This is a genomic window from Streptomyces sp. NBC_00457 (assembly GCF_036014015.1).
Lineage (GTDB): Bacteria > Actinomycetota > Actinomycetes > Streptomycetales > Streptomycetaceae > Streptomyces.
Window position 1 is genome coordinate 9,728,292 of the sequence record NZ_CP107905.1, and the last position, 26,364, is coordinate 9,754,655.

Below are 26,364 nucleotides of genomic sequence, written 5' to 3' on the forward strand. Positions count from 1 at the left end.
GGTCACACCTCCGCGATCTCGACACGGCGTGCCGAAGTGAGCAGTTCCATGGTGTAGTCCACAGCGGGATCCTCGAACAGCGAGTCCACGTCGCTGCGCTCCACGATGTGCCCGTCCCGCATCACGCTGACCGTGTCGCAGAGATCCGCGACGACGCCCAGGTTGTGGGTCACCAGGATCATCGCCAAGCCGCGCTCATCCCGCAGCTCCCGCAGCAGTTCGAGGACCTCGGCCTGCACCGTCACGTCCAGGGCGGTCGTCGGCTCGTCCGCAACGATCACGTCGGGGTCCGAGGCGACCGCGCCGCAGATCAGGACGCGTTGGGCCATCCCGCCCGAGATCTCGTGCGGGTACTGCCGGAGGACGCGTTCCGGATCCTTGATGCCGACCCGGGCGAGCAGGGCGAGGAGTTCGCGCCGGGCGCCCTCCTTCGAGATCTCCTTGACCGCGCGCAGGCCGTGGATGAGCTGCGCGCCGATGGTGAAGCAGGGGTCCAGGTTCGACATTGGCTCCTGCGGGATGTACGCGATGCGCCGGCCGCGCGCCCGGCGCATGCGATCGTCGCTCGCCAGCAGGTCCTCGCCGTCGAGCAGGACCCGTCCGCCGAGCACGATGGCCTCACCGGGAAGGATGCCCAGCGTCGCGAACGCGATCTGGGATTTGCCCGACCCGGACTCGCCCACCAGTCCGTGGATCTCGCCGCGCCGCACCTCCAGGTCGATGCCGTGGACGACCTCCCGGATCTCCCTGTCGCCGTCTGGATACCCGATGCGTAGCCCCTGGATCGAGAGCACGGTGTCCGGGGCCGGGACTGCAGAGGCAGACGGCTCCACCCCCTCCCGAGCCTCGCGAATCATCTCCCTCAGCCGGCGCGGCGAGGGCGCCGTGCGGTGCGCCGAGGTCTGGAGGACGTCGCGCAGGGCGTTGCCGAGCAGGACGAGCGCCAGGATCGACAGGCTGATCAGGAGGGCGGGCCAGGCGACGGCGGCCTTGCTGGTGTAGATGCTCGAGAAGGAGGTCTGGAGCACGGATCCCCAGGACGGCGTCGCGGGATCACCGAGGCCGAGGAAGCTCACCCCGGCCTCGACGCCGATGCCCCCGGCGAGCACGAACGAGCTGTGGATCACCACCGGGGCACGCACCGCCCACAGCACGTGCCGGCCCACGATGCGCAGGTCGGACAGGCCGACCACGGTCGCGGCGTCAATGTACAGCTCGTTGCGTACGCCGACCACGACGGACCTGACCAGGCGGAAGTACGACGGTGCCACGAGCAGGCCGTACACGATCATCGCGACCGCGATATTGGGGCCGGTCCGTGCGTACAGCGCGAAGAGCAGCAGGACCGCGGGCATCGTCATGATGACATCGGAGACCCAGTCCGCGGCGGCTTCGACCCTGCCCCGGTAGAAGCCGGCGACGAGGCCGCCGACGACACCGAGCACGGACGAGACGGCCAGGAGCAGCAGACAGGCCAGCAGGGTCTGGCGGGTTCCCCACATGAGGCGGGAGAGGATGTCCCGGCCCGACGCGTCCGCGCCCAGGAAGTGACCGGGGGAGAAGGGCGGGGCGTTCACGGCGCTGAGTTCCGTGAAGTTGGGGCCGTATGGGGCCAGCCACGGACTGCTCAGGCCCAGGACGGCCACGACGGTGACGAAGGCCAGGCAGCCGGCCGCCATCGGGTCGGCGATGAGCCGCCGCAGGACGGACCGGCCCTTTCCCGCCGACACCGGCTCTTGAGCCGGCCCGGAGGCCTGGAGATGCTCGGGCACACTCATCGTGTCCTCGCCTTCGGGGTGAGCGCCGCGTTCGCGAGGTCGGCGAACAGGTTGACGACTAGGACGATGGCGATGGCCACGACGAGGATGCCCATGACCACGGGCACATCGCCCTGGAGCGAGGCCTCGAGCCCCGCCGAGCCCAGACCGGGGAGCGCGAAGATCTGCTCGATGAACACCGCCCCGCCCAGGAGGGTCATGACGCCCAGGTTGAGGGTCATGAGCCCGGGTCCGCCGGCGTTGCGCAGGACGTGGCGGAAGACGACCTCGCGCTCACTGATCCCTCGGGCCCGCAGCGTGCGGACGAAGTCCTGGGAGAGGGTGTCGATGACCGCTCCCCGGAACTGCGCGGCTGCTCCGGCGACCGCCCCGATCAGCAACGCGAGCGTCGGGAGCGTGACAGAGGCGATCCACCCGCCGAAGCTCTGGTCCGGGGAGACATATCCGGTCGCGGGAAAGACTCGGACCGCGATGGCGAAGGTGAAGACGAGCCCGATCGCGATCACGAACGGCGGGACGGCCGCCCCCAGGACCGACAGGAACTGGACCACCCGGTCGATCCAGCCCCCGCGCACGGCGGCGGTGACGCCGAGCAGGACGCTGAGGACGGCCATCATCACCAAGGTCAGGAAGACCAGGGCGAGCGTCACCGGCACCCGCGTCGCAAGCAGCGAGGTCACGGACTGTCCCGTGAACAGCGATTCGCCCAGGTCGCCCGTGAGTAGCCCCTGGAGCCAGTCGCCGTACTGCACGAGCAGCGGCCGGTCGAGGCCGAGCCGGGCCACTTCCCGCCGGATGTCCGCCTCCTGGGCCTCCCGCCCCAGGACGGCGCGTACGATCCCGGGCCCTTTGCCGTACATGAGGAGGTACGTGGTGAAGCTGACGACGAGGAGAATCGTCACGGCCCGGAGGAACTTTCTGAGAAGAACTCGGTACACCTGTGGATCCGATCTCTCGTGCCGGCCCGCCTACTTGTAGTCCCACAGCCGGGGGTTGAGGGCGTTGGAGTCGGTCATCTCTGGGATCCGGATCTTCGGGCTGTAGGCGTAGAAGCCCTCCGGGTACGCCAGCGGAACGTTCCACGCCTGCTCGATGGTGTAGCGGTTGAGTTCCTGCTGGATCTCCTTGGCCTCCTGGCCGGTACTGGTGAGGAACCTGTCCCAGAGCTTGGTCACCGTCGGGTCGGGCTGGTGCATCACGTTCCAGATGCCGTCGTCCAGCACGTAGTCCTTGATGTCCTGCTTCGAGTCGCCGTAGTTGCCCAGTGGCCAGAGGATCATCGGGTACTTACCGCTGAGCAGCTCCTCGACGGCGGTCGGCCCGGACAGGGTCTTCTGCTTCACCTTGATGTTGAGCTGGCTCAACTCCTGCGCCACCACGGGAATGAGCTCCTCCATCCCGAGGCCCCCGAACAGGGGGAACGTCACGGTGAACCCCTTCTCGTACCCCGCCTCCTTCATCAGCCTCTTGGCCTCGGCCGGGTCGTAGGGGTATGGATCCTTCAGATCGTCGATGTAGGCGTCCGATCCCGGGCGGAAGATCTGGTTCGCCGGAACGGCCCGTCCCTGGTAGAAGTCCTTCGCCAGGGACTTCTTGTCGAAGAGCATGTTCAGCGCGCGGCGGACCTTCAGTTCCCCCAGGGCCGGGATCTTTTCGCCCTTGTGGTCCATGAGCAGCAGCCGTGTGGTGTTACCGCGCATCCCCAGGACCCTGAGGTCGGAGGCGATGGCCTCCTTGTACATCGACTGCTGGATCAAGGTGCCGTCGATCTGTCCCGTCTTGAGGGCGTTGAGCGCGGCGGTCTGGTTCTTGAGCACCTTGACCACGAGCTTCTTGTACGGGAAGGTCTTGGCGTCCCAGAAGTCCTCGTTCTTGACGAAGGTGTACGTCGATCCCCTGGTCGTCTTCGCCGCGTCGAGCGTGTAGGGACCGGAGCCGACGGGCGCCTTGTTCAGATTGCCGGCCTTCAGGTACTTGGGACTCGCCACCTTGATGCCGCCCATGCCCACGATGCCCGGATCCGGCTTCGACGAGGTGAGCTTCACGGTCATGGAGTCCGGGGTGGTGGCCTTGTAATCGCTGAGGCGGGCGGCCTGACCGCCGTGCGATGCCTGGTAATCGAAGCCGACCTTGATGGCCTCCGCATCGACCGGTTCGCCGTCGGAGAACTTCATGCCCTCGCGCAGGTGGAAGGTCACGGCGGTGTTGTCGGAGTTCACCTCCCACTTCGTGGCGGCGTCCGGCTGGGGCTTGCCCAGAGCGTCGAACCGGGTCAGGGTCTGGTACACGGCATCGGCCGGCCAGCCCTGGAAGGAGGGCTGGTTCGCCGGGTCCCAGCCCTGGATGTCCGCGGTCGAACCGAGAACAAGCGTGTCCTTCTTACCCCCGGGCGTAGACGCGGTGTTCGCGTCGGTGCAAGCGCTCAGCGCAGCCAGCGAGGTCAGGGCCGTCGTCATGGTCAGTAATACGCGAGCAAGTCTTTTGGTGCGCCGCATGATCGGCTCCTTCGGACACGGGAAAGTTCGGCCGGATATGGCCGCGAGTACTGGCGGAAACGTCTACGCCCGGGTGTACGTCAAAGGGGCGTACCGGCTGAAAATGCTCTATGGAACGTTTCAAGTGGAGGCTAGGTAGCAGGCGGAGGCCGGTCAAGAGAGTGCGTCGTGATTGCGCGGTAACGGTTCTGTAACGCGCTCATGCTGTGGGGGTCAAAACGGCAGGTCAAAGCATCTATGGCTTGGTTTGGTCAACAGTGGGCCTCTCATGTCGGCGCACTGGTGGACGCCGAGCCGCGCGAAACGGTATGCCCCCTCCCGTCACGCGCAGGTCGTGGACCGTTCTAATGGCAGTGGGGGCGTGTGGAGATGCGAACCGACCGGCTCGCTCTCCCTGTCAGGGCAGCCGTCGGGCGGACTTTCGTACCGGGGCCGCGCTCGTGCCACGCGGCATCAGCCGAGGGGACACGACGTAGTGCACGGGCTGGGTCCGGCCGTTCAGCCGCTCCAGCAGGAGTCGCGCGCTCATCTGGCCCGTGAGGTGGCCCGACTGGTCGACCGTCGTGAGAGAGACCCGGCCGATGGTCGAGGCATAGATGTTGTCGTACCCGGCGACGGTGATGTCCTGAGGCACCCTCAGGCCACGCTCTTCCGCTGCCCGCAGCGCGCCGAGTGCGGCGATGTCCGCGCCGGCGAAGACGGCAGTCGGTGGCGTCGGCCTGGCCAGGGCTTCCAGGGCGGCCTGGTACCCGCCTGCTTCCGAGTAGGTGGTCTCGATGACGTCGGGCTCGAGGCCGTGTCGCTTCATGGCGTTGACATAGCCGTCACATCGCGCGGTGTGGGCCAGGACGAAGGGCCTCTTGAGGCGTCCCGCCGGATGACTGGTGTGCAGGATGCGCTTGTGGCCCAGGGCCACGAGGTGATCGACCATGAGACGCGCGCCGCCCTGGTCGTCGTCCACGACGGTGTCGTACTGGGCGGAGCCGCCGTGCCGTGCGATCACCAGGGTGGGCAGTCCCGATCCCAGTTTCTCCAGCCACGAGGTGGCCATCGCCGGCGCGATGACGATGAGCCCGTCCACCTGCCTGTCGGCGAGGGCTTCGATGCTTCTTTGCTGGCGCTCGGGGGAGAGGCCTCCGGCGACGAAGATCTCCTGGTACGGACTCGGCTCCAGCTCGTCTGCGATCCCTTCCGCGATCTCTGTCTGGAAGGGGGCCGAGAACTCGGTGAGCATGACGCCGATGGTGTAGGAGCGTCCTCGCATCGCACGGGCGCCGGCCTGGGGCCGGTAACCCAGTTTCTCGATCGCCGCAACGACCTTGGCCTTCATCTGGGGGCGGACACCGGGGGCATCGCGGATCACATTGGAGACGGTCGAAACCGAGACCCGCGCCTCCCGCGCCACGTCCTGAATCGTTGCACGGCGAACCCTGGAAGGCCGGGACCCGATGGTGCCATCGGCACGCACCGGCCTCGCCCGGCCACCACTGGAATCACGCAGGTCGTCCTGCGCACCAGGTTCAGCAGCGTCAGCTTCCACGGGCGCCATGCTACAGCCGCAGTGACAGACCAAACTGCGCAGGTCGCGATCGAGCGGGGCACCGGCGCCTTCCTAAGCCGAACTCTCTATGGAACGATGCAAAGACTTATGGTCATCGAAGCGACTCGGTCCAGCAGCGCGTCCCCACGACAACGCACACACCTGCCTCGGACCGTCCTCACCGGCGACTCCAGCAGTAACAAGAGGTAAGGACAGCATGAGTGAATTACCCTCCCTTCCGCCCGACTTCGTGTTCGGTGCCGCCACCGCCTCGTACCAGATCGAGGGCGCGGTCCACGAGGACGGCCGCGGGCCCTCCATCTGGGACACCTTCTCCCGCGAGCCGGGCCGGGTACTGCACGGCGCCACCGGGGACGTGGCCTGCGACCACTACCACCGATACCCCGAAGACGTTGCGCTGCTACGCGAGTTGGGCGTCGGCTCATACCGGTTCTCCATCGCCTGGCCGCGCATCCAGCCGACCGGCTCGGGCCCGGTGAACCACAAGGGCCTGGACTTCTACTCCCGGCTGGTGGACGAACTGCTGGCCGCCGGCGTCGAACCGGCCGCGACTCTCTACCACTGGGACCTGCCGCAGACCCTGGAAGACCGTGGCGGCTGGCGGGTACGCGACACCGCGGAACGGTTCGGCGAGTACGCGGCCTTGGTCGCCGACGCCCTGGCCGACCGGATCCCCCGCTGGATCACCCTCAACGAGCCCGGGTGCAGCGCCTTTCTGGGGTATGCCGACGCCCATCACGCCCCCGGTGCGGCCGAAGGCACCCCAGCGCTGGCCGCCGCTCATCATTTGCTGATCGGTCACGGTCTGGCGATGCGGGCGCTGCGTACCGCCGGCGTCCGGGAGGCGGGCATCACGCTCAACCTCAGCCACGTGACCGCGGCCTCCGACTCCGCCGCGGATCTCGCGGCCCTTGTCCGTGCTGAGACCATGCAGAAGCTGATGTGGACCGAGCCGCTGTTGCGCGGGCGCTATCCAGCCGCCGAAGAGGAGACGTGGGGTGAGCTGATCACCCGGCAGACCTTCCGACAAGAGGGCGACCTGGAGCTGATCTCCGCGCCGATGGACTTCCTCGGGATCAACTACTACACCCCCACCGTGGTCCGTGACGCACCCCATCGCCGCCCCGACCCGGCCCTGCGCACCGCGACGGACTGCCGCATCGAGACGGTCGACATCCCGGAGGTTCGGCGCACCGCGATGGGCTGGGCGGTGGTTCCCGACAGTCTGCGCGAGCTGCTCGTCTCACTGCGTCACGAGTACGCGGACGCCCTTTCGCCCATCTACATCACCGAAAACGGATCGGCGGAGGACGACGTGCTGTCCGCCGACGGCCAGATACACGATCCCGACCGGATCGAGTACCTCCGCGACCACATGGCCGCCGTCGCAAGGGCCGTCGCCGAAGGAGTGGACGTACGCGGCTACTACGTCTGGTCGCTGCTCGACAACTACGAGTGGGCCTTCGGCTACGACAGGCGTTTCGGGATCGTCCACGTCGACTACGACACCCTGCGGCGCACACCCAAGGACAGCTACCGCTGGTACCAGCGGTTGATCGCGGCCAATGCCTGACCGCCTGACCGAGCGCTTCCCGTCGGGGCCGCACGCCTTTCGCTGTGGTGGCCCGAGCGACAGCACGGGCGGGCGGCACCACCTGACAAAAGAAGCGCCGGTCTCCATACATTCGGATGGCAGTACGTCACTCGCCTCACCGACCTCCTGAGCAGCGGCAACACCCACTGGGGAAAACACCTGTGGGGCTCTCTTCCCCCAACCTCCGATCGCCGAGCCTGTGCGCACGGCGCCGATGGGAGTGTGCAATACCTTGACCAGCGAAATCCGGCGGGCCCTTGTCGTCCGTGGTGGTTGGGACGGGCATCAGCCCGTGACGATCAGCGACAGTTTCGTCCCGTTCCTCAAGGAGCAGGGCTTCACCGTCGAGACCTCCGAAGACCTCGCGGTGTACGACGACGCGGAGCGGCTCGCTGCCACCGATCTGGTCGTGCAGTGCTGGACGATGGGGACGATCACCCCGCAGCAGCGCGACAACCTGGCCGCCGCCGTCCGCGGCGGCACCGGACTCGCCGGCTGGCACGGCGGCATCGTGGACAGCTTCCATGACCACGGCTATCACCTGCTGACCGGCGGCAAGTTCGTGACGCACCCGCCCGGCTACCTCGACCACACCTACCAGCTGTCGCCCGAGCACGCGGACCACCCGATCATCGCGGGCCTGGACGACTTCGCGATCCACAGCGAGCAGTACTGGGTCCTGACCGATGCGCGCATCGACGTCCTGGCCACGACCACGTTCCCCGCCGACGACCTGCACGACCGGCCCGCCGTCATGCCCGCGGTGTGGACCCGGACCCATGGCGCGGGACGCGTCTTCGTCTCGACCATCGGGCACAAGCCGGACGACTTCGACGTGCCGCAGGTGCGGACGCTGACCGAGAGGGGACTGCTGTGGGCGAGCCGGTGAAGCCTTTGAACATCGGGATGGTGGGCGCGGGCAAGATCAGTGGCGCCTATCTGTCGACCCTGGAGAAGCTGACGTCGGTGCGGCTGACCGCGGTCACCGACCTCGACCGGGCCCGTGCGCAGGCCGTCGCCGACCAGGTCGGATCCCAGGTCTCGGTGGCGGACTCGGTCACGGACCTCGTCACCCGTGACGAGGTGGACGCGGTTCTGAACCTGACCATCCCGGCCGCGCACGCCGAGGTCGCCCTGGCTGTACTCGCCGCCGGTAAGCACGTTTACGGCGAGAAGCCTCTCGCGGCGAACCGCAAGGAGGCCGATGCCGTCCTGACCGCCGCCCGTGATGCGGGACTTCGGGTGGGCTGTGCCCCCGACACCGTGCTGGGCACCGGCACCCAGACCGCGCGCAAGGCGGTCGATGACGGACTGATCGGTCGTCCGGTGGCGGCGACGGCCTTCATGACGTACGCGGGACCCGAGACGTGGCACCCGGACCCGGAGTTCTACTACCAGCCCGGAGGAGGCCCGCTGCTCGACATGGGCCCCTACTACCTCTCCGCCCTGGTGCACCTTCTGGGCCCGGTGGTGAAGGTGACGGGAGCCTCCTCGCGGCCGCGTGCCGAGCGGTTCATCGGCAGTGGTCCGAGGGCCGGGCAGTCCTTCCCGGTCGAGATCGACACCCACATCACGGGTGTCCTGGAGCACGCGGACGGCGCCCTGTCGACGCTGGTGATGAGCTTCGACATCAAGGCCGCGCGCCTGCCGCGCATCGAGGTGCACGGCTCCGAGGCCTCGCTCTCCGTACCCGACCCGAACACCTTCGACGGGCCCGTCGAGATCCACCGCGGCGACGGCTGGGACGTCCTGCCGGTGTCCGCCGGTCACGCGGACACCGGCCGTGGCGCGGGGCTTGCCGACCTCGCCGAGGCCCTGGACGCCGGGCGCCCGCACCGCGCCTCGGCCGAACTCGCCGCGCACGTCCTGGACGTCATGCTCACCCTCATGGACGCCGCCGAACACGGCCGCGCTCTCCCGGTGACCAGCACCTGCGAGCGGCCCGCCCCGGTCATCGGCCTCTAGCCAGGTGTGCTGACCGGAGAGGTTGGTGACGCGGCCGGCTGGGGTCGCGGAGGTGAGCGCCGGGGGCGGCTGGAGCGGTCGCGCATGCCCTCGGCGCCGTGCCGACGGTAGCTGCCGGCCCACCGGCTGCGGTGCTGTGGCTGACATGGAAGCGATCCGCAGCCCGCCGCGGGGGCCGGCCGTCATCGACGACACACCGGGCCAGACACAGCCCGCAGGTCGGTGTCAGCAGGGCATGACGGTGTGACAACGAGGGCCTCCTGGGTGCCGGTTGTAGATGTCGTCATCCACACCGAACCCAGGGGCCCTCGGCTCTTTCAACGCCGCTCAAGCATGTCGCCTGTTACCCACGCCCCAGGACAGCGCACTTAGAACGTGATGACATGGGTTCCCGGCCCCAGGACGACGGGCTCGCCCACGCGGAACTCGCATTCGGTGTCCGCCGGCACGACGACCTCAAAGCGAACGGCGCCGTCCTCGCGTCGCCACGACGACGACGCGAGGCCGAAGGGAGTCTCGAGCGTGGCTCGTGCCCAGTCCAGCCGGTCGTCGATCACCGGTTCCACGGCGAAGCGCTCGTAGCCGGGGTGCGATTCGAGCGGACGCAGGCCGGCCAGGTACTGGTGCAGGAACCCGATGACCGCTCCCTTGCTGTAGTGGTTGAGGGAGCCGCTCGGTGTGCCCTTGGCGTCGATGCCGTCCCAGTGCTCCCAGATGGTGGTGGCGCCGCGGTCGATCATCGTCAGCCATGAGGGCGAGGTGTCCTGGAAGAGCAGGTCGAACGCGACATCGGCACGGCCGTTGTCCGCCAGTACCGGCAGCAGCATCCCGGTGGACAGGAAGCCCGTCGACAGGTGTGTGCCATCGGCCCGGATCAGTTCGACGAAGTGCTCCACCGCTGACGGCACGAGGTGCTCGGGGATCAGGCCGAACCGCAGCGCTCTGACGTAGGTTGCCTGGCTGTCCCGCGCCAGTCGGCCGTCGGCGCCGATGAATTCGGTGGCCCAGGCGTGCTCGACGTTCGCCGCGAGCTCGGTCCAGCGTGCCGCGTCTTCCGTCTTGCCCAGTACCTCCGCGGTCTTGGCTAGCAGACGGGCGGAGTGGGCGAAGTAGGCGGTGGCGACGATCGAATGCTCGCCCTCGAAGAGGGCGATCTCGACTCCGGGCTCCAGCCATTCCCCCCAATGGAACCCGGTGTCCCAGAGGAACCGCTCGTGTTCGGGTGCCTCGGGATTCGCCTCGATCCGCTCCGGCGCTCGCGCCGTACGCGCGGTCGTCTCGACGAACTCCAACCACGCGACGGCCGACGGGTACTGACGCGCCAACACCTCGCGATCCCGATACGACTGCCACATCTGCCACGGTACGGAAACCGCCGCGTCGCCCCACCCCGACGAACCCTCGACCCCCCCGACAGCCGCCTCCGGAGACGGGACGTAGTTCCTGACCATGCCGTTCGACACCTGGTCGGAGGCCAGATCCTTCAGCCACTTGTCGGTGAACCCGGCGATGTCGTCGAGGAAGGCCGCCGTCGACACGAAGACCTGATAGTCGCCGGTCCACCCCGCTCGCTCACGCTGGGGGCAGTCGGTCGGCACGTCGCACGCATTGGTCCGCCAGCTGCGCACCGCAGCCTCGTGCAGCAGTTCGATGCGGCGGTCACTGCAATGGAAGATGCCGGTGGGGCGCAGATCCGTGCGGACTTCGACGCCGTGGAGGTCGGCCGTGCCAAGAGGTCCCGGCAGTCCGTCGACGGCCACGTACTGGAACCCGTGGGTCGTGTGGCGCGGCTCGAACGCCTGGCCGTCGCCGACGGAGACCACCGAGTCGATCTGGTGGAACGGAAGCAGAACACCAGAGCCCATATCAGGACGCAGATGGTCGGTCGTGACATCACCGTCGGCGTCGAGGGCCTCGCCATGGGTCAGCACGATCTCCGACCCGGGACCTGCCTCGTCGAGGTGGATCCAGCCGTTGGTGTTCTCCCCGAGGTCGACGATGTGCCGCCCGCCCTCCAGTGTCGTCACCGACGCAGGCGTGATCGACCGGACGCGGCGAACCGGAGGTGCCGGGGTCGCGCACAGGCGGCTCCAGTCGGCGCACAGCGGATCCGTCGGCTCGAGCACCGGCTGCCAGTCGCGGCGATCCCAGCGGAAACCGCCCGGCCGCTGCACCACGCGCTGTCCGTCGAGCAGGTCGGCCTCCGTCGAGTCGGAGATGGTGGAGCCCCAGCCGAGGCCGGTACCGACGACGGTCGTGGAACCATCGGTGTGGATGACTTCGAACTGAGCGAGGAACGCCGTGCGGTCACCGAAGTTGTCGTAGGTACGGCCGTAGCCGAACAGGCCGCGGTACCACCCGTCGGAAAGGAATGCGCCCAGGTCGTTCGCGCCTTCGTGCAGCACGGTGGTCAGGTCGTAGGTCTGCACCTGAAGGTTCGACCGGTAGGCGGTGAAGCCCGGGGTGAGCTCCTGGTCGCCGATCCGCTGACCGTTGACCACCAGCTCGTAGATGCCGTGGGCCGTGACGTAGGCCCGGGCCGAGACGATCGGCCCGGGCAGTTCCACATGCGAGTGCAGGGCGTAGAGGGGCCGATGACCGGGCTCGGGCACGTTCTGCTCATGGGGCCGGATCCAGGAAGCCGACCAGTCGCTCCGCCGTAGCAGCCCCATCTCCCAGAACGCCGGCGCCGACCAGCCGCTCTCCCCGAGGTCGGTCCACACACGCACCCGCCATTCGACGCGTTCACGGGCGGACGGCTCAGGGCCCGTGTACGGGACCAGAACGCGCTCGGCGGATCGCACGACGCCGGTCGACCACTCGCCCGCCGCTATCTCGTACGCCGTCTGACGCGTGGCACCGACGGGCAACTGCCACGACAGACGTGGGCGGGCGACATCCGTGCCCAGGACGGCGTCATCAAGGTGCTCGAAGCGCAGCCGGTGTGGTGCGTCGGTCGTTGTCTGCTCAGTCATGAAGGCCTCCGTTGCTCGGACAACGTTCTCGGGCACACCAGGTCTCTGTAACGTTCCATCCCGAGGCTAGGCAGTGGAGCCGAGAGTGGTCAATAAGATGCGCTGGTGTCGCGAGGCGGCGTTTCGTCGAGGACAAGAGTCGTGGGCGTCGAATGGACAGGTCAAGTCAGCTGTCCTTCGGCGTTTGTTGAGAGAAGGAGCCTGCGGTGGCTCCGCCAGAACGGTGGACTCGGCCACCGATGCCTTCCTAAGTCGAGGCACTTATGGAACGATACAAATGATCGGACTCCCTTCGGCACCGCTCATTCCGAGAGCTCGCAAGGGTGTTTCCACCGGGCAACGCGTACACCCCCGTCCCGGATCCCATCCGTCTGCCGAGAAGTCTGGAGACCCGCATGGTTGTGGCTGCCGCTCCCCGCGCACCTCGATTCGAGCACCACACGGACGGTTCTCCCGTGCTCGGCGTGGGGACTGGTACCCCCCGCTTGTCGTGGACGGTTCCGCAGGCCGACGAGGGCTACGAGCAGACGGCGTACGAGGTCGAGATCAGTCGAGACGGCAGCCGTGAGAGGTACCGGGTGGACAGTGGCGAGCAGGTGTTGGTGCCCTGGCCGGCCGAGCCGCTAGGGTCCCGCGAGTCTGCCCGAGTGTGGATCCGCGTCGCGCACAAGGAGGAGTGGAGCGAGTGGGGAGCGCCGGCCGTCATGGAGGCCGGTCTCCTCGACGTCTCCGACTGGTCCGCTGCCTTCGTGAGCCCGACCGGCGTCGGTGATCTGCACGCACCCGCGCCGGTACTGAGCGGCTTACTCCACGTGCCGGGCGAGGTGGTCAAGGCCCGGCTGTACGCCACGGCTCATGGTGTGTACGTCGCCACACTCAACGGCCGCCGCGTCGGCGACCTCGTCCTGACGCCGGGCTGGACCGCCTATCAGCACCGGCTGCGCTACCAGACGTACGACGTCACGGACCTGGTCCGCAGCGGGCGCAACGAGCTGGACTTCCTGCTGGGCAACGGCTGGTACCGGGGCCGGCTCGGCTTCAACGGCGAGCGAGCACTCTACGGTGACCGACTCGCGCTGCTGGCGCAGTTGGAGGTCACGACTGCTGACGGCCGCGTGCACGTCCTCGCCACCGATGGCACGTGGACAGCGTGCGAGAGCGAGGTACTCGCCGACGATCTCTACGACGGCCAGCGCACTGACCTACGGCGGCGGGGCGCAGGCCGGCGCCCGGCCACCGGCGGAGTCGAAGTGATCGAGGGCGATTCCACCCCCCTCGTGGCGTCGGACGGGCCCGGCGTGCGGGTCAGCTCTCTGCTCTCGCCCGAGCGGGTATGGACCTCACCGTCGGGCCGGACGCTGGTCGACTTCGGCCAGATCGCCGTGGGTTGGGTGCGGTTGCGCGTCCGCGGTCTCGCGCCGGGCAGCGAGGTCGTCGTACGGCACGCGGAGGTCCTGGAGGAAGGCGAACTCGGCACCCGGCCCCTGCGCACGGCCAAGGCAACCGACAGTTACCTCGTCACGGGCACCGACGGGGAAATCCTCGAACCGTCCCTGACGTTCCACGGCTTCCGGTACGCGGAGGTGTCCGGCGTGCCGGGCCTGCGCGGTGAGGACATCGAGGCGGTGGTGATCGGGTCGGACCTGCGGCGCACAGGCTGGTTCAGCTCCTCGCACGAGCTGCTCAACAAGTTCCACGAGAACGTGGTCCGCAGCATGCGCGGCAACTTCGTCGACGTACCCACCGACTGCCCTCAGCGCGACGAACGGCTCGGCTGGACCGGCGACATCCAGGTGTTCGCGCCGACGGCGGCCTTCCTCTTCGACACCGTGGGCTTCCTCGACTCGTGGCTCGCCGACCTGGCGGCCGAACAACAGCCGGACGGATCCGTCCCGTTCGTGGTGCCGGACGTGCTGCGCACCCCGTCCCCAAGCGCGGCGGCCTGGGGCGACGCCGCGACGGTGGTGCCGTGGGTGCTCTACCAACGCACCGGGGACCGCGGCGTATTGGAACGGCAGCTACCGAGCATGTGCGCCTGGGTGAACCGGATGACCGAACTCGCCGGCCCCGACCGGCTGTGGACGGGCGGCTTCCAGTTCGGTGACTGGCTGGACCCGACCGCACCGCCCGAGGACCCCTACCGAGCCAAGGCCGACCCCGACGTGGTCGCCACCGCACACCTGGCCCGTTCGGCCGAGATCGTGGCCGAGGCAGCCCGCGTGCTGGGCCGGAGCGAGGTGGCGGACGACTACGCAGCCCTGGCGGCCGAGGTCCGCGAGGCGTTCGCCCGTGCCTTCGTCACGCCCGCAGGCCGTGTCCTGTCCGACGCGCAGACCGTCTACGCCCTGGCCATCGAGTGGGCACTGCTGCCCGGCGAGGAACAGCGCAAGGAGGCTGGCCGACGGCTGGCGGACCTCGTACGCACCGGCGGTTTCCGTATCGGCACCGGGTTCGTGGGCACCCCGCTGGTGACCGACGCACTGACCTCGACCGGACATGCCGATGTCGCCTACCGCCTGCTGCTGCAGACGGGCTGCCCCTCGTGGCTCTATCCGGTGACCATGGGCGCGACCACGATCTGGGAGCGCTGGGACAGCATGCTGCCCGACGGCAGCATCAACCCCGGCGAGATGACCTCCTTCAATCACTACGCGCTCGGCGCAGTCGCGGACTGGCTGCACCGGCGGGTAGCCGGTCTCGCCCCCGCCGCGCCCGGCTACCGCGTGATCACCATCCACCCCGTGCCGTCCGCCGCGCTGACCTCCGCCTCGGCCCGCCATCTCACTCCGTACGGCGAAGCCTGCGTGGAGTGGACACGCGCCGATGGCCGTTTCCACCTAGAGGCGCAGGTTCCCGTCGGGACTACCGCTTACGTGTGGCTGCCCGGCACAGACGCCCCCGAGACCGTCGCACACGGCGACCATCGCTGGGAGGTGCCCGACCTGTTCCTGCCCTCACCCGAACCGCGTACGCCGGGCACCGTCCGCGATGTGCTCGACGAATCCGTGACCTGGGCCGCGGTAGTCGCTGCGGCTGTCCGGACCGGTGTGGCCCCCGGCGGCGAGGCGGAGGCGGCCCGTCGGCTCGCCGCGCACCTCGACGCGCCCGCGACGGATCTCGCTCGCGCTCTAGCACCGCAGGAGTTCTCACCGGGCGCGGCCGCCTTCCAGCATGAGGTCGACGCCATCTTCGGATCGCTCCCTGGCTGACTGCTTGCGGCCACGACACATGCCATAGGAAGGGGCGGGGTTCGTGGGTGGGTGAGGGTTGTGGGGGGGGGTGATCGGGGCGAAGGGGCCGTCGGCTCGGAGAGGGCGAGGCCGTCGAGGTAGTGGAGGTGGGGGTCGTCGGGCCGACGTCGTCGGAGCCGTGGCTCATCGAGCTGCCGTGGTGCAGCCACACCCTGCGGCCCGGGTCGGGGGCGGGCTCGAGGGGGCGTCGGTACGCAGGGCGAGGAGTTCGGTGGTCTCGTTGTGCGGAAGCCAGATCTCGATCGTCTTGGGAGCGTCGGGGAGGTCCGTGAAGGTCACGGTGCCGGGCGGGCCTGGGCGGTGCTCCGCCGTTCTGGTGGTCATGTCGATGGTGATGGTGTTGCCCTCCGGCACGCTCGCCGGCCCGTCAGGCGGCCGTCGACGAGGAGTTCGTACAGACCGTCCGGGCGGGCCGGGGCGCCCACAAGGGTCCGCTTGGTGCGCAGGGCGTCGAGCTCGACGGTGGTGGCGCGGCTGCGGAAGACCAGCCGTACGCCGGAGGGCTGGGACTCGACCATGTCCAGTTGCGGGTCGGCGCCCTGGGCGCGGGCCCGGGCGGACAGTCGGTGCGGCAGCACGCCGTGCTCGGTGCGCTCCAACTCTAGGGCGCCGCGCAGGAGATCGGCGTGATGGGGGTGGTGATCCGGCGGGGGGTGGTGTGCATCGCTGCCTCAACTGGCTCGTTGCATGGGGGCGATGACCGTCGTGATCGGTAGGCCTGGCCATTACGGTGCGCGGCAGGAGTGATCGCCGCAAGCCCTCCCGGCGACGGCCATGGAAGGACGGGCCTACTTGGTGAGCACTGCGGTGCGCCGGGACCAGGAGCCCTCGGCGGCGGCGCTGAGCAGGAACGCGGCGACGTCGGCCCGGGAGATCCTGGGCACGCCGGGCAGGCGGTCGAGCTGCTTCAGGTCGATGGCCTGGACGGTCGTGGCCGGCTTGTTGGTCAGCAGCACCGGGTAGACGAGCGTCCAGTCCAGGGCGGAGGCGGTGAGGATGCGCTCGCCCGCGGCCTTGTCGGCGAAGTTCGCCTTGCCACCCTTGTAGAGGAACCGGAGGATCCCGGAGCCCTTTGCCAGGGACTCGCCGACGCCGAACGCCGACATGATCACCACTCGCTTGGTGCCGCTGGCCTCGGCGGCTTGGACGAGCGCGCGTGTGGTGTCGGTGATCAGGTTCGCCGGGTCCTTGGCCTTGCCGATCCCGAGGGTGCTGACCACGGCGTCCACGCCGCGTATGGCCTCGGTCAGCGCATCGGCGTCTCGGACGTCACCGGCGACCGCGGTCACTCCCTCGCGCCGGGCGAGCTTGGCCGGGTCGCGTACGAAGGCGACCACCTCGTGTCCGGCGGCGCTGGCCGCGTCCGTGAAGAGGCCGCCGGTCGCGCCGGTGGCGCCCAGGAGGAGAAATCTCATTGCAGTAGCCCCTTCAGGAGCCTCGACGGCTCTCGTGTACGAATCTCGTGTTCGCCGCGCCGGGCAGGCGCAACTGGCGCGGGTAGGGTGGTCTTTGAGCACACCGGCACTGTGGCGCGTGTCCGGTACCGGGATGAGCTCCCGCTCGTGGGCGTTACCGTCACCGCCCTGCCCCGGCCGAGGCCTTGGCTTCCGCCCATTCCTTGAGGGGCTGGATCACCCACGTCCCGCCGTCGTGCGGGTTGAGGGCAAAGCCGTGATCGCCGCCGAAGAGGCCCGGAATGGGTAGCCCGCCGGCCCAGCGGAGTTCGATGCCCTCCGTCACGGCTGCTACCCGTGCCTTGTAATTGACCGGGCGGCCCTTCGCGGGCTGCGTCCGCAGTGCCAACGTGGCCCCGACCCGAATCTCGGACCTCCCACACCAGCCCGGGGCTCGCGTCGATGTCGACATACGTGCTGATCTCTCGTATTTGGCACTCCCCGCTGGCCGCGCTCGGCGGCACGACTCGGATGAGGCATGCCCGTCGATGCGGCTTCCCTTGGGTTCACTCCGCCATTCGTGCTACACGCTAGCAAAGATGAGACTCAGTCGCAAGTTTGAGTGATGAGTTCGCTATCGAGGGCTAGCGTTGAATACAGTCATGGATGCCAGCTGGTCGAATCGGCCGCAGCTACGGTGCAGGGATGTAGGCGACGCCTGCCAGGAGGGCGGTCAGGTCGGGGGAGAGTCACCGACGGGTCGTCGTGTCCCTGTATCGGCGTAGAAAGTGATCAGGCTGTGGCCGGAGGTGCCTGCGAAGACGACCGTGATGTCCCCGGAAGACTCTGGAAGAACCCTCGGATGTCGGCGACCAGCAGATCGGGCTGCTCCATGGCGGGGAAGTGGCCGCCGCGGTCGAACTCGGACCAGTGCGTGATGGTGTTGGTGGCTTCGGCGAAGCGGCGGATGGTGAGGCTGAGGTCCTTGGGGAAGATCGCGACACCGGTCGGAGTGGTGGAGGGTTCCGGCTGCCGGCCCCAGGAGGCGGCGGACTCGCGGTACAGGCGAGCCGAGGAGGCCGCCGTGCCGGTGAGCCAGTACACCATGACGTCGGTCAGCATCTGGTCGCGCTCCACCGCGTCCTCGGGCGCGTCGACGGAGTCGGTCCAGTCCTTGAACTTCTCCACGATCCAGGCGAGTTGGCCGACCGGGGAGTCGTGCAGGGCGAAGGCGAGCGTCTGTGGCCGGGTGGACTGGACGGCCGCGTAGCCGAACAGCTCCCGCTGGTAGCGCTCTCCGTGCTTCAGACGTGCCTGCTCCTCGTCGGTGAAGGGCGCGGCGTCCGGGGGAGGCGGGGCGCCGATCATGGTGACGTGGACGCCGACGACGTGTTCGGCGTCGATGCGGCCCAGTTCGCGGGTGATGGACGATCCCCAGTCGCTGCCCTGGGCGCCGTAGCGGGGGTAGCCGAGTCGGCACATCAGCTGCGCCCAGGAGCGGGCGACGCGTTCGACGTTCCAGCCCGTCTCGCGGGTGGGGCCCGAGAAGCCGTAGCCGGGGATGGAGGGGACGACGACGTGGAAGGCCTCGCTCAACGGCGCGATGATGTCGAGGAGTTCGACGAGGGAGCCGGGCCAGCCGTGGGTGGCGATCAGCGGCAGGGCGTCGGGGTTCGCCGAACGGACGTGCAGGAAGTGCACGTTCTGGCCGTCGATCTCGGTGGTGAACTGCGGGAAGGAGTTCAGGCGTGTCTCGTGGACGCGCCAGTCGTAGGAGTGCCGCCAGTAGTGCGCCAGCTCTTTGACGTAGTCGAGGGGGATGCCGTACTCCCAGCCGACGCCGGGGAGTTCGTCGGGCCAGCGGGTGCGGTCGAGACGGTCGTACAGATCGTCCAACTGGGACTGGGGGATGTCGATGCGGAAGGGGGTGATCGCGGTCATGTGGGGGGCCTTCCTGGTTCGGGCCGGGCGGTGGAGAGGCTGGAGCTGCGACTGCCCGGCGAGGGTGGCGGGTAGTGATCAACAGTCATGCCAGGGTGACCACAGGCCCTGGACGAGCCCATGACCCATGGCAGCTCTCTTCGACGTCGAGATACGCAAGGTCATATGCGGCACGAACGATGGAGAAGGTCAACGCCCGCCACCCGCAAGGTCGTCCGCGTCTGCAGAAGGCGGTAGCTGCCGGAGGTGGTCTGGTGCTGGTCGGCGAGGGCCGGTACCCGGACGCCGACCGGCCTGTGGCCTTCCGTGATCCTCCCGGTACGGCAGCGGCGGGGCAATTCGGCATCACGCGCTCGAACGGCTGCCCTGGTCGGGATCGGGCGCCGCGGCCACTGCTTCATCGGTCTGCTCAGGCAGGTCGAGGCTGCTGCGCAGATCGACCGGTTTGAGGAGGACGGCGGCGATGACGGCGAGAAGGGCAGCGGCGGCCGCGAGGAGGAAGACGTGTGCCGTCGCGTCACCGTACGCGACGCGGATGATCTCCCGCAGTGCCGGCGAGTCCGAGTCCGTGCCGGACAGCCCGGCGGAGGCGAGACCGTTTGCGGTCCCGTCCTCGACCTGGCGGGCCAGGACGGCGCCGAGGACGGCGACGCCGATCGTGCCGCCGAGGGACCGGAAGAACGTCACCGTGGAGCTCGCTGCCCCGATGTCCTTCAGCGGCACGGTGTTCTGCACGGCGAGTACGAAGTTCTGCAGTGTCATGCCGACGCCCATCCCGACACACAGCATCGACACGGCCAGGAAGACCATGGGGGTCTTGTCGTCGATGACGCCGAGGCCCGTGCAGCCGGCGGTGAGCAGTGCGGCGCCGGTGATGAGGAACGGCTTGATCTTCCCGCTGCGGCTGATCATCCGGCCGGCGACGATGGAGGCGATCAGGATGCCGGCCATCATCGGAATGGTCAGCAGGCCGGCTTCGGTGGGGGTGTGGCCGCGGCTGAGCTGGAAGTACTGGATCAGGAAGACCGAGGCGCCGAACATGGCCGTACCGACGGCCAGGCTGCCGAGGATGGCCAGGGCGGTGGTGCGCTGCCGCACGATGGCGAGGGGGACGATCGGTTCGGTGGCGTGCTTCTCCACCCACAGGGCGGCGGCGAGTAGGGCCAGCCCGCCGGACAGCATGGCGGCGGTCTGCCACGAGGCCCAGGCGAAGGAGCTGTCGACGAAGGACACCCAGATGAGCAGGACACTGACCCCGGAGGCGATCAGGGTCGCCCCCAGGTAGTCGATCTGCACGTTCTCGCGGCGCAGGAGAGGAAGGTTCAGCGTCCGGTGGAGGAGGAAGGACGCGACGACGGCGAGCGGAATGGCGATGAAGAAGCTCCACCGCCAGCCCAGCCACGAGGTGTCGACGATGACACCGCCGAGGAGCGGCCCACCGATGGTCGATGTCGAGGTGGTGCCGCTGAGGTAAGCGCTGTAACGGCCGCGCTCACGAGGCGGGATGATGGCGGCGATGGCGATTTGGACGAGCGCCTGCGCGCCTCCCACGCCGACGCCCTGGAGGGCCCGCGCGGCGATCAGTTGGCCGCCCGTCTGGCTGATCCCGGACGCCACGGTGCCGAGCACGAAGATGACGATGGCGACTTGGAGAAGGGTCTTCTTGCTGAAGAGGTCGGCGAGCTTGCCCCAGATCGGGGTCGTCGCCGTCGTGGTGAGGAGGGTCGCGGTGACGACCCACGTGTACTGGGTCTGTGTCCCGTGCACGTCTTCGATGATCTTCGGTAGCGCGCTGGAGACCACCGTACTGCTGAGGGTCGAGACGAAGAGTGCGAGGAGCAGGCCGCTGAGCGCCTTCAGTACCTGCCGTTGGGACGTTGGGGACGCCTCCGTGAGAGTCGACTCGTTCACTGTGCTCCTCGACGGGTTTCAGGTCACCGGGTTGCTGTGCATCACGCTCGACGGGCGCAGGCCGGACATCGCGGTCGCCGGCGCTGGAACGGCAGGACGCTCACCTGACGTGAGGGGAGAGGGGTGCGCGCGGACCAGGACGGGCGTCGGCCTTCGCGCACCCCCGCGGCAGGCAGGCGTACGGGAGGTTAGGAGCGTGTGGCCTGCGCGTTCCCGATGAGCGGGCGGTCCAGCGCGTCGGCAGTGCGGCCGAGGAGTTGCAGGTTGCGGGCGCCGAAGTCGACCGTGAGTGGGTGCCCGGAGATGTACCGCGCCGCATGGGAGTTGAGGAACACGACGGGGTCCGCCATCTCCTCCGGCGTGGCCAGACGTTGGTTCAGGCCGGCCCGCGACTCAAGCGACGCGCGCCCGCCGGCCATCACGGCGAAGTCCGACGTCAGACCGGTCTCGGTGCTCGTCGGGAGCACGGCGTTCACCCGGATTCCGCGGCTTCCGAGCGCGGTGGCGCTGTGCGCCATGAACAGGTTCAGCAGCCGCTTCGAGAGGGGGTAAGCGGCCGCCCCGGGCTGGTCGTTGAGACCGAGTGCTTGGATCGCGTCGACGGTGGCATCCCACCCGGCGACATGGATCAGCCCTTCGAGTTCCTCCTGGTAGCGCTCCCAGTTGATACCGCCCATGGAGGTCACATAGACGATGGCGCCGCCGTCGCCCATCCGCGCCTCCAGGTGCGTGTCCGAGATGTACTTGTAGGCACCGAAGTTGATCAGCAGTGTGGTGTTGTAGTCATGATGGAGACCTGAGACTCCGGCCACGCCGAAGAACGCGTCGATGTGCTCGGGGAGCTTCGCGAATGCACGGTCGATGTCGTCGCGCAGCGCCAGGTCCGCCTGGATCGCGGAGGCGAGCCCCGGCAGTTCGGTCGGCGCGTGGTCGATGGCGTGGACCTCCGCGCCCAGTTCGACGAGGCGCTTCGCCGTCGCCCTGCCGATCCCGGAGGCGGTGCCGGTCACGACTGCTGTCTTGCCGGTGTACTGAAGGTAGTCGTTCATGTGTCTGATTCCTCTCGCCCGCGCCCGCGCCCGGTGGCGGGCGCGGGCCTGCCGTGTCGGTGGGAGTGGTGCGTCAGGAAAGCGGGAGCGCGAGCGCGGACCCGATGGTCTTGGTCTCGGTGTAGGCCTCGAAGCCCTCGCGGCCGCCCTCGCGGCCGATGCCGCTGGCCTTGTAACCGCCGAAGGGGGCGTCCCCGCCGGAGAACGAGCCACCGTTGATCATGAAACTGCCGGTTCGGATGGCGCGTGCGATGCGCAGGGCGCGCTCCGTCGAGGCCGAGGCGACGTATCCGGCGAGGCCGTACCGGCTCGCGTTGGCCAGCCGGATCGCCTCTTCGTCGGTGTCGAACGGGGTCACGGTGAGCACCGGTCCGAAGATCTCCTCCTGTGCGATGGTGGAGTCGTTGTCGACGTCGACGAAGAGTGTCGGCTCCACCCAGAAGCCCGCGCGGTCGGGGACACCGCCGCCGACCGCGAGCCTCGCGCCCTCTTCCTTGCCGATGCGGATGTAGTCGGCGACGCGGTCGCGCTGGCGGGCCGAGATGATCGGACCGGCCAGCGTGCCCTGGTCCTGAGGGTCACCCCAGGACACCTGCTGGAACGCCTGTGCAAGGCCGGCGACGACCTGGTCGTACACCTTGCGGTGCACGAGCAGCCGGGTCGGTAGTGCGCAACCCTGGCCCGAGTGGGCGAGCGCGCCGAGCGCCTGCGGGATGGCCTGCGTGAGGTCCGCGTCGTCGAGGATGATCGACGCGCTCTTGCCGCCGAGCTCCAGCATCGTGCGCTTGAAGGTCGGCGCGGTGAGTTCGAGTACGCGCTGCCCCGTGGCCGTGGAGCCGGTGAACGACACCATGTCGACGCGCGGGTCGGTCAGGAGGAGTTCGGCCGCGTCAAGGTTGCTGGTCGGCACCACGTTGACCACGCCGGCCGGGATGTCGGTGCGCTCGGCGATGAGCCGGCCGATGCGAGTGGCGTTCCACGGTGTCTCGGGGGCGGGCTTCGCGACGACCGTGTTGCCGGTGGCGAGAGCGCCGGCGAGCTTGCCGAGCAGCAACCCGAAGGGGAAGTTCCAAGGCGTGATGGCGGCGACGACGCCGACGGGCTCCTTGACCACCCACCGCTCACTGGGCTCGTTGGTGAACCGGTTGACGGCGTCGTCGAGTCGGCGCACCCACTCGAACCGGTCGATGTGGTCGATGTGCCATCGGAACTTCTGCAGAGGTTCCTCCAGCTGAGCACCGTGGGTGAGCATGCGCGGAGCTCCGACCTCCGCGATGAGTTCCTCGCGCAGCTCGTCCTTTTCCTCGACCAGCGCGTCGAGGAGCTGGGTCAGGGCGCGCTTGCGGAACTGCCGGTCGACGGCCCAGTCCGTCTCTTCGAACGCGCGCCGGGCCGCGGCGATCGCGTCGAGCATGTCCTCCCGGCCGGCGTCGGCGACCTTGCCCAGAACGGTGCCGTCCGCCGGGTTGAGCACCTCGAACGTGCCGCTGCCCGCGGCGCTACGGAGCTCTCCGTCGATGAGCAGGCGCTCCTCGTGTGGAGACGCTGTCGACGGCGGACCTGATGGAGTAGGGGACATTGTCTCTCCTCATGGGGGTGAAGTTGTGGAGGGGCGGCTTGGGAAGCCGAGAATGGGACGGCGTTGGGCGGTGCCTGCGCGAGGGATCGGCGTCGAGCCCGGCGTTTCTGCTCTGATCAGGCACGAAGCCCCGGCCGCCGCGTTCGCATGGGTCGGAGGTCAGGACTCCACTGCGGTGACGGTGGTGCGCACGCTGTCGTGCCACGCCGCGCCGGTCGCGATCGCCTGCCGCCACTGGCGGATGGCCTTGGGCGGCATGCCGACGGCGAGGGCGCCGGTGACGCGGTCGCCGGTACGGTACGCGGCGACGAACTTCCGCTCGGCCAGGTCGCCCTCGACGAGGGCGACTTCGTCGTGGCCGCGGAGATAGCCGTAGGCCTGGATCTTCATGTCGTACTGGTCGGACCAGAAGTACGGCACCGGCGCGAAGGGTTTGCCCGCCTCGGGGCGCAGCAGGTTCCGGGCGGCGGCCATGCCCTGTTCGGCGGCGGTGGTGCGGTGCTCGATGCGCATCGAGGTGCCGAACAGCGGGTTGTACCAGCGGGCGACGTCACCGGCCGCGTACACGTTCGGGGCGGCCGCGCAGTACTCGTCGCACACCACGCCGTCCCCGACGGTCAGGCCGCTGCCCGCGAGCCACTCGGTGTTGGGCAGGGAGCCGACGGCGACCAGCACCTCGTCGGCCTCGATCACCTCGCCGTCCGCGAGCCGCACCCCGTCCTCGGTCACCTCGGTGACGGTGACCCCGCAGCGCAGTTTCACGCCCCGCTCCAGATGGGCGTTCGTCAGCACCTTGCCGACCTCCATGCCGACGGCGTGGGCCAGTGGCACCGGGGCGGGTTCGAGGAGGGTGACCTCGCAGCCGAGTCGCCAAGCGACGGCGGCGGCCTCCGCGCCGAGGAAGCCGGCGCCCACCACGACCAGCCGTCGGCCCGGGGTGAGCCGCTTCCGCAGCGTCAGCGCGTCGTCGAGGGTGCGCAGGATGTGAGCGCCCTCGCCGGGCAGCCGACGCGGCCGGACCCCGGTGGCGATGACCAGCCCGTCGTAGGGGAGGGCGGATCCGTGGGCCAACTCGACGGTTCGGTCGGCCGGTTCGAGGCCGGTGGCCGCCACGCCGAGCCGCAGGTCGAGGTTGAGCGCGGCCAGCGCGTCGGGGGTGCGCAGCGCCAGCCGCTCGGGCTCCCACTCCGCGGCCAGGATCTGCTTGGACAGGGGCGGGCGGTCGTAGAGTGCCAGCGGTTCGTCGCCGACCAGGGTGAGAGTGCCGTCGTAGCCCTCCCGGCGGAGGGTCTCGGCCGCCGCGAGTCCGGCGGCCGAGGCGCCGACGACGACGATCCTTCTCACTGCTCGACCAGCCGGATGGCGGCGGCCGGGCAGACCGCGATGGCCTCCTTGACGTCGTCGAGCCGGTCGTCGCCGACCTGCTCCTCCAGGAGGATCGCGATGCCGTCGTCGTCCTGGTCGAAGACGTCCATCGCGGCGAGCACGCACTGCCCGGAGGCGACGCACTTGTCGGCTTCCAGCTCCACCTTCATGGGATTCCCCTTACTTGCTTCGCTCGTGGTTCTTGGTTCGTTCGCGGGACGGGGAGCTGTCACCAGGAGACGGGCAGTTCGTGCACGCCGTAGATGAACGCGTCGTTCTTGAACCGGACGTCCTCCAGCGCGCAGGCCAGCGTCAGCGTGGGAATGCGCTTGTAGAGGGTGCCGTACACGACTTGGAGTTCCATCCGGGCCAGCGGCTGGCCCAGGCACTGGTGGACGCCGAAGCCGAAGGCGACGTGGCGGCGGGCGTCGCGGGTGAGGTCGAGCCGGTCGGGGTCGGGGAACACCGCGGGGTCGCGGTTGGCGATCTCGTTGGCCATGATGACGCCCTCGCCGGCCCTGACGACCTGGCCGGCGATCTCAACGTCCTCGGTCACCGCGCGACGCCGTCCCAGGTGGGTGATGTGCAGGTAGCGCAGCAGTTCCTCGACCGCGCCCGCGACGAACTTCGGGTCGTCGCTGTCGCGCAGCAGGGCGAGCTGGTCGGGGTTCTGGAGGAGGGCGAGGGTGCCGAGGGCGATCATGTTCGCGGTGGTCTCGTGGCCGGCGATCAGCAGGAGCAGGGCCATCTCCGTGGCCTGTTGGTGGTCGATCTCCCCGGCCGTGACCCGACCCGCGATGCTGGAGAGCAGGTCGTCCTTCGGCTCGGCGAGCCGCTTGGCGATCTGACCGGCCAGGTATCCGGCCATCTCCCGGGTCGCCACACCGCGCTGCTCGGGGGTCGCGGTCGTGCGGACCATCGTCTTGGTGTTCTCCTGGAACAGCGCGTGGTCGTCGTAGGGCACGCCGAGCAGTTCGCAGATCACCAGGGAGGGGATCGGCAGGGCGAACTCCTCCACGAGGTCCACCGGGCCCGGCCGGCTCAGCATCCCGTCGATCAGGTCGTCGACGATCCTCTGCACGGCGGGCCGCAGGGCCTCTACTTTCTTCACGGCGAACGGGGCCGTCACCATCCGGCGCAGCCGGGCGTGTTCGGGGTCGTCCATCATGATGAAGCTGAGCTTGCCCTCGCCGCCCTCGGGACTGGCCTTGGTCGGGTAGCCGGGGCTGTCGGTGTCGGCGCTGACTCGGGGGTCGCCGAGGATGGCGCGCTGGTCGGCGTACCGGGTCACGAGCCACGGTTCACTGCCGTCCCACAGCCGCACCTTCGCCAGCGGCGTCTTCGCCTGGAGGTCCTTCAGGGCGGGCGGCGGGTCGAAGGGGCAGCGGGCCTCCCGGGCCATCGGGAACTCGGGGGGCGAGTCCGGTGCCTCGGGAACGGGTCCTGCCAGGGTGTCGGCCATGGTTCTCCTCGGTGGTGGGGGCTCCGCTCGAGAGTGGGAGCGCC

The 26,364-nt window shown here is 69.0% G+C and carries 18 protein-coding genes and 1 pseudogene; 4 read left to right on the forward strand and 15 right to left on the reverse strand.

Annotated elements, in window-relative coordinates; all coding sequences use genetic code 11:
* Nucleotides 1-2: 2 nt before the first annotated feature.
* The 4 genes from OG828_RS44390 to OG828_RS44405 form a co-directional block, all read right to left on the reverse strand.
* Nucleotides 3-1,778, reverse strand: coding sequence for a dipeptide/oligopeptide/nickel ABC transporter permease/ATP-binding protein (locus OG828_RS44390; protein WP_328370260.1), 1,776 nt, complete (start codon nucleotides 1,776-1,778; stop codon nucleotides 3-5).
* On the reverse strand, nucleotides 1,775-2,716 hold the full coding sequence (locus OG828_RS44395) for an ABC transporter permease (RefSeq protein ID WP_328370262.1): 942 nt from the start codon (nucleotides 2,714-2,716) through the stop codon (nucleotides 1,775-1,777). Before OG828_RS44395 ends, OG828_RS44390 begins: the two co-directional genes overlap by 4 nt.
* Nucleotides 2,717-2,746: 30 nt before the next feature.
* Nucleotides 2,747-4,273, reverse strand: coding sequence for an ABC transporter substrate-binding protein (locus OG828_RS44400; protein WP_033531061.1), 1,527 nt, complete (start codon nucleotides 4,271-4,273; stop codon nucleotides 2,747-2,749).
* 397 nt (nucleotides 4,274-4,670) lie between these two features.
* Complete coding sequence (locus OG828_RS44405; RefSeq protein WP_311590572.1) at nucleotides 4,671-5,678, reverse strand: LacI family DNA-binding transcriptional regulator; 1,008 nt, start codon at nucleotides 5,676-5,678, stop codon at nucleotides 4,671-4,673.
* Nucleotides 5,679-6,030: 352 nt separating this feature from the next.
* Here OG828_RS44405 and OG828_RS44410 point away from each other — a divergent pair, with 352 nt between their 5' ends.
* The 3 genes from OG828_RS44410 (at nucleotide 6,031) to OG828_RS44420 (ending at nucleotide 9,393) form a co-directional block, all read left to right on the forward strand.
* Nucleotides 6,031-7,407, forward strand: a complete 1,377-nt coding sequence (locus OG828_RS44410) for a GH1 family beta-glucosidase (protein ID WP_328370267.1) — start codon at nucleotides 6,031-6,033, stop codon at nucleotides 7,405-7,407.
* Between the two features lie 235 nt (nucleotides 7,408-7,642).
* Nucleotides 7,643-8,317: a ThuA domain-containing protein gene (locus tag OG828_RS44415; protein ID WP_328370270.1), complete on the forward strand. Its 675-nt coding sequence runs from the start codon at nucleotides 7,643-7,645 to the stop codon at nucleotides 8,315-8,317.
* Nucleotides 8,302-9,393 carry a Gfo/Idh/MocA family protein gene (locus OG828_RS44420; RefSeq protein ID WP_328370273.1) on the forward strand — a complete coding sequence of 364 codons (1,092 nt, stop codon included), beginning with the start codon at nucleotides 8,302-8,304 and terminating at the stop codon, nucleotides 9,391-9,393. The genes OG828_RS44415 and OG828_RS44420 overlap by 16 nt, the downstream gene beginning before the upstream one ends.
* A gap of 368 nt (nucleotides 9,394-9,761) precedes the next feature.
* Here OG828_RS44420 and OG828_RS44430 read toward each other — a convergent pair whose 3' ends face one another.
* On the reverse strand, nucleotides 9,762-12,368 hold the full coding sequence (locus OG828_RS44430) for a family 78 glycoside hydrolase catalytic domain (protein ID WP_328370275.1): 2,607 nt from the start codon (nucleotides 12,366-12,368) through the stop codon (nucleotides 9,762-9,764).
* A 395-nt stretch (nucleotides 12,369-12,763) separates the two neighbouring features.
* Here OG828_RS44430 and OG828_RS44435 point away from each other — a divergent pair, with 395 nt between their 5' ends.
* Nucleotides 12,764-15,577, forward strand: coding sequence for a family 78 glycoside hydrolase catalytic domain (locus tag OG828_RS44435; protein WP_443060245.1), 2,814 nt, complete (start codon nucleotides 12,764-12,766; stop codon nucleotides 15,575-15,577).
* A gap of 133 nt (nucleotides 15,578-15,710) precedes the next feature.
* Here the strand turns inward: OG828_RS44435 and OG828_RS44440 are convergent.
* The 10 genes and pseudogenes from OG828_RS44440 to OG828_RS44485 all read right to left on the reverse strand — a co-directional run.
* Nucleotides 15,711-16,283 (reverse strand): annotated as a pseudogene (locus tag OG828_RS44440) (lipase); the annotation flags it as partial.
* Nucleotides 16,284-16,407: 124 nt separating this feature from the next.
* Nucleotides 16,408-17,034 carry an NAD(P)-dependent oxidoreductase gene (locus OG828_RS44445; RefSeq protein WP_328370279.1) on the reverse strand — a complete coding sequence of 209 codons (627 nt, stop codon included), beginning with the start codon at nucleotides 17,032-17,034 and terminating at the stop codon, nucleotides 16,408-16,410.
* 160 nt (nucleotides 17,035-17,194) lie between these two features.
* Complete coding sequence (locus OG828_RS44450) at nucleotides 17,195-17,422, reverse strand: hypothetical protein (protein ID WP_328370282.1); 228 nt, start codon at nucleotides 17,420-17,422, stop codon at nucleotides 17,195-17,197.
* 383 nt (nucleotides 17,423-17,805) lie between these two features.
* Nucleotides 17,806-18,954 carry an epoxide hydrolase family protein gene (locus OG828_RS44455; protein ID WP_328370285.1) on the reverse strand — a complete coding sequence of 383 codons (1,149 nt, stop codon included), beginning with the start codon at nucleotides 18,952-18,954 and terminating at the stop codon, nucleotides 17,806-17,808.
* Between the two features lie 345 nt (nucleotides 18,955-19,299).
* Entirely contained in the window at nucleotides 19,300-20,865 is a 1,566-nt protein-coding gene (locus OG828_RS44460) for an MFS transporter (RefSeq protein WP_328370287.1), read from the reverse strand.
* Between the two features lie 188 nt (nucleotides 20,866-21,053).
* Entirely contained in the window at nucleotides 21,054-21,914 is an 861-nt protein-coding gene (locus tag OG828_RS44465) for an SDR family oxidoreductase (protein WP_328370290.1), read from the reverse strand.
* 73 nt (nucleotides 21,915-21,987) lie between these two features.
* Nucleotides 21,988-23,493: an aldehyde dehydrogenase family protein gene (locus OG828_RS44470; RefSeq protein ID WP_328370293.1), complete on the reverse strand. Its 1,506-nt coding sequence runs from the start codon at nucleotides 23,491-23,493 to the stop codon at nucleotides 21,988-21,990.
* A 159-nt stretch (nucleotides 23,494-23,652) separates the two neighbouring features.
* Nucleotides 23,653-24,837, reverse strand: a complete 1,185-nt coding sequence (locus tag OG828_RS44475; protein WP_328370295.1) for an NAD(P)/FAD-dependent oxidoreductase — start codon at nucleotides 24,835-24,837, stop codon at nucleotides 23,653-23,655.
* Entirely contained in the window at nucleotides 24,834-25,028 is a 195-nt protein-coding gene (locus tag OG828_RS44480) for a ferredoxin (RefSeq protein ID WP_328370297.1), read from the reverse strand. The genes OG828_RS44475 and OG828_RS44480 overlap by 4 nt, the downstream gene beginning before the upstream one ends.
* Nucleotides 25,029-25,087: 59 nt before the next feature.
* Nucleotides 25,088-26,320: a cytochrome P450 gene (locus OG828_RS44485; RefSeq protein WP_328370300.1), complete on the reverse strand. Its 1,233-nt coding sequence runs from the start codon at nucleotides 26,318-26,320 to the stop codon at nucleotides 25,088-25,090.
* Nucleotides 26,321-26,364: the final 44 nt, after the last annotated feature.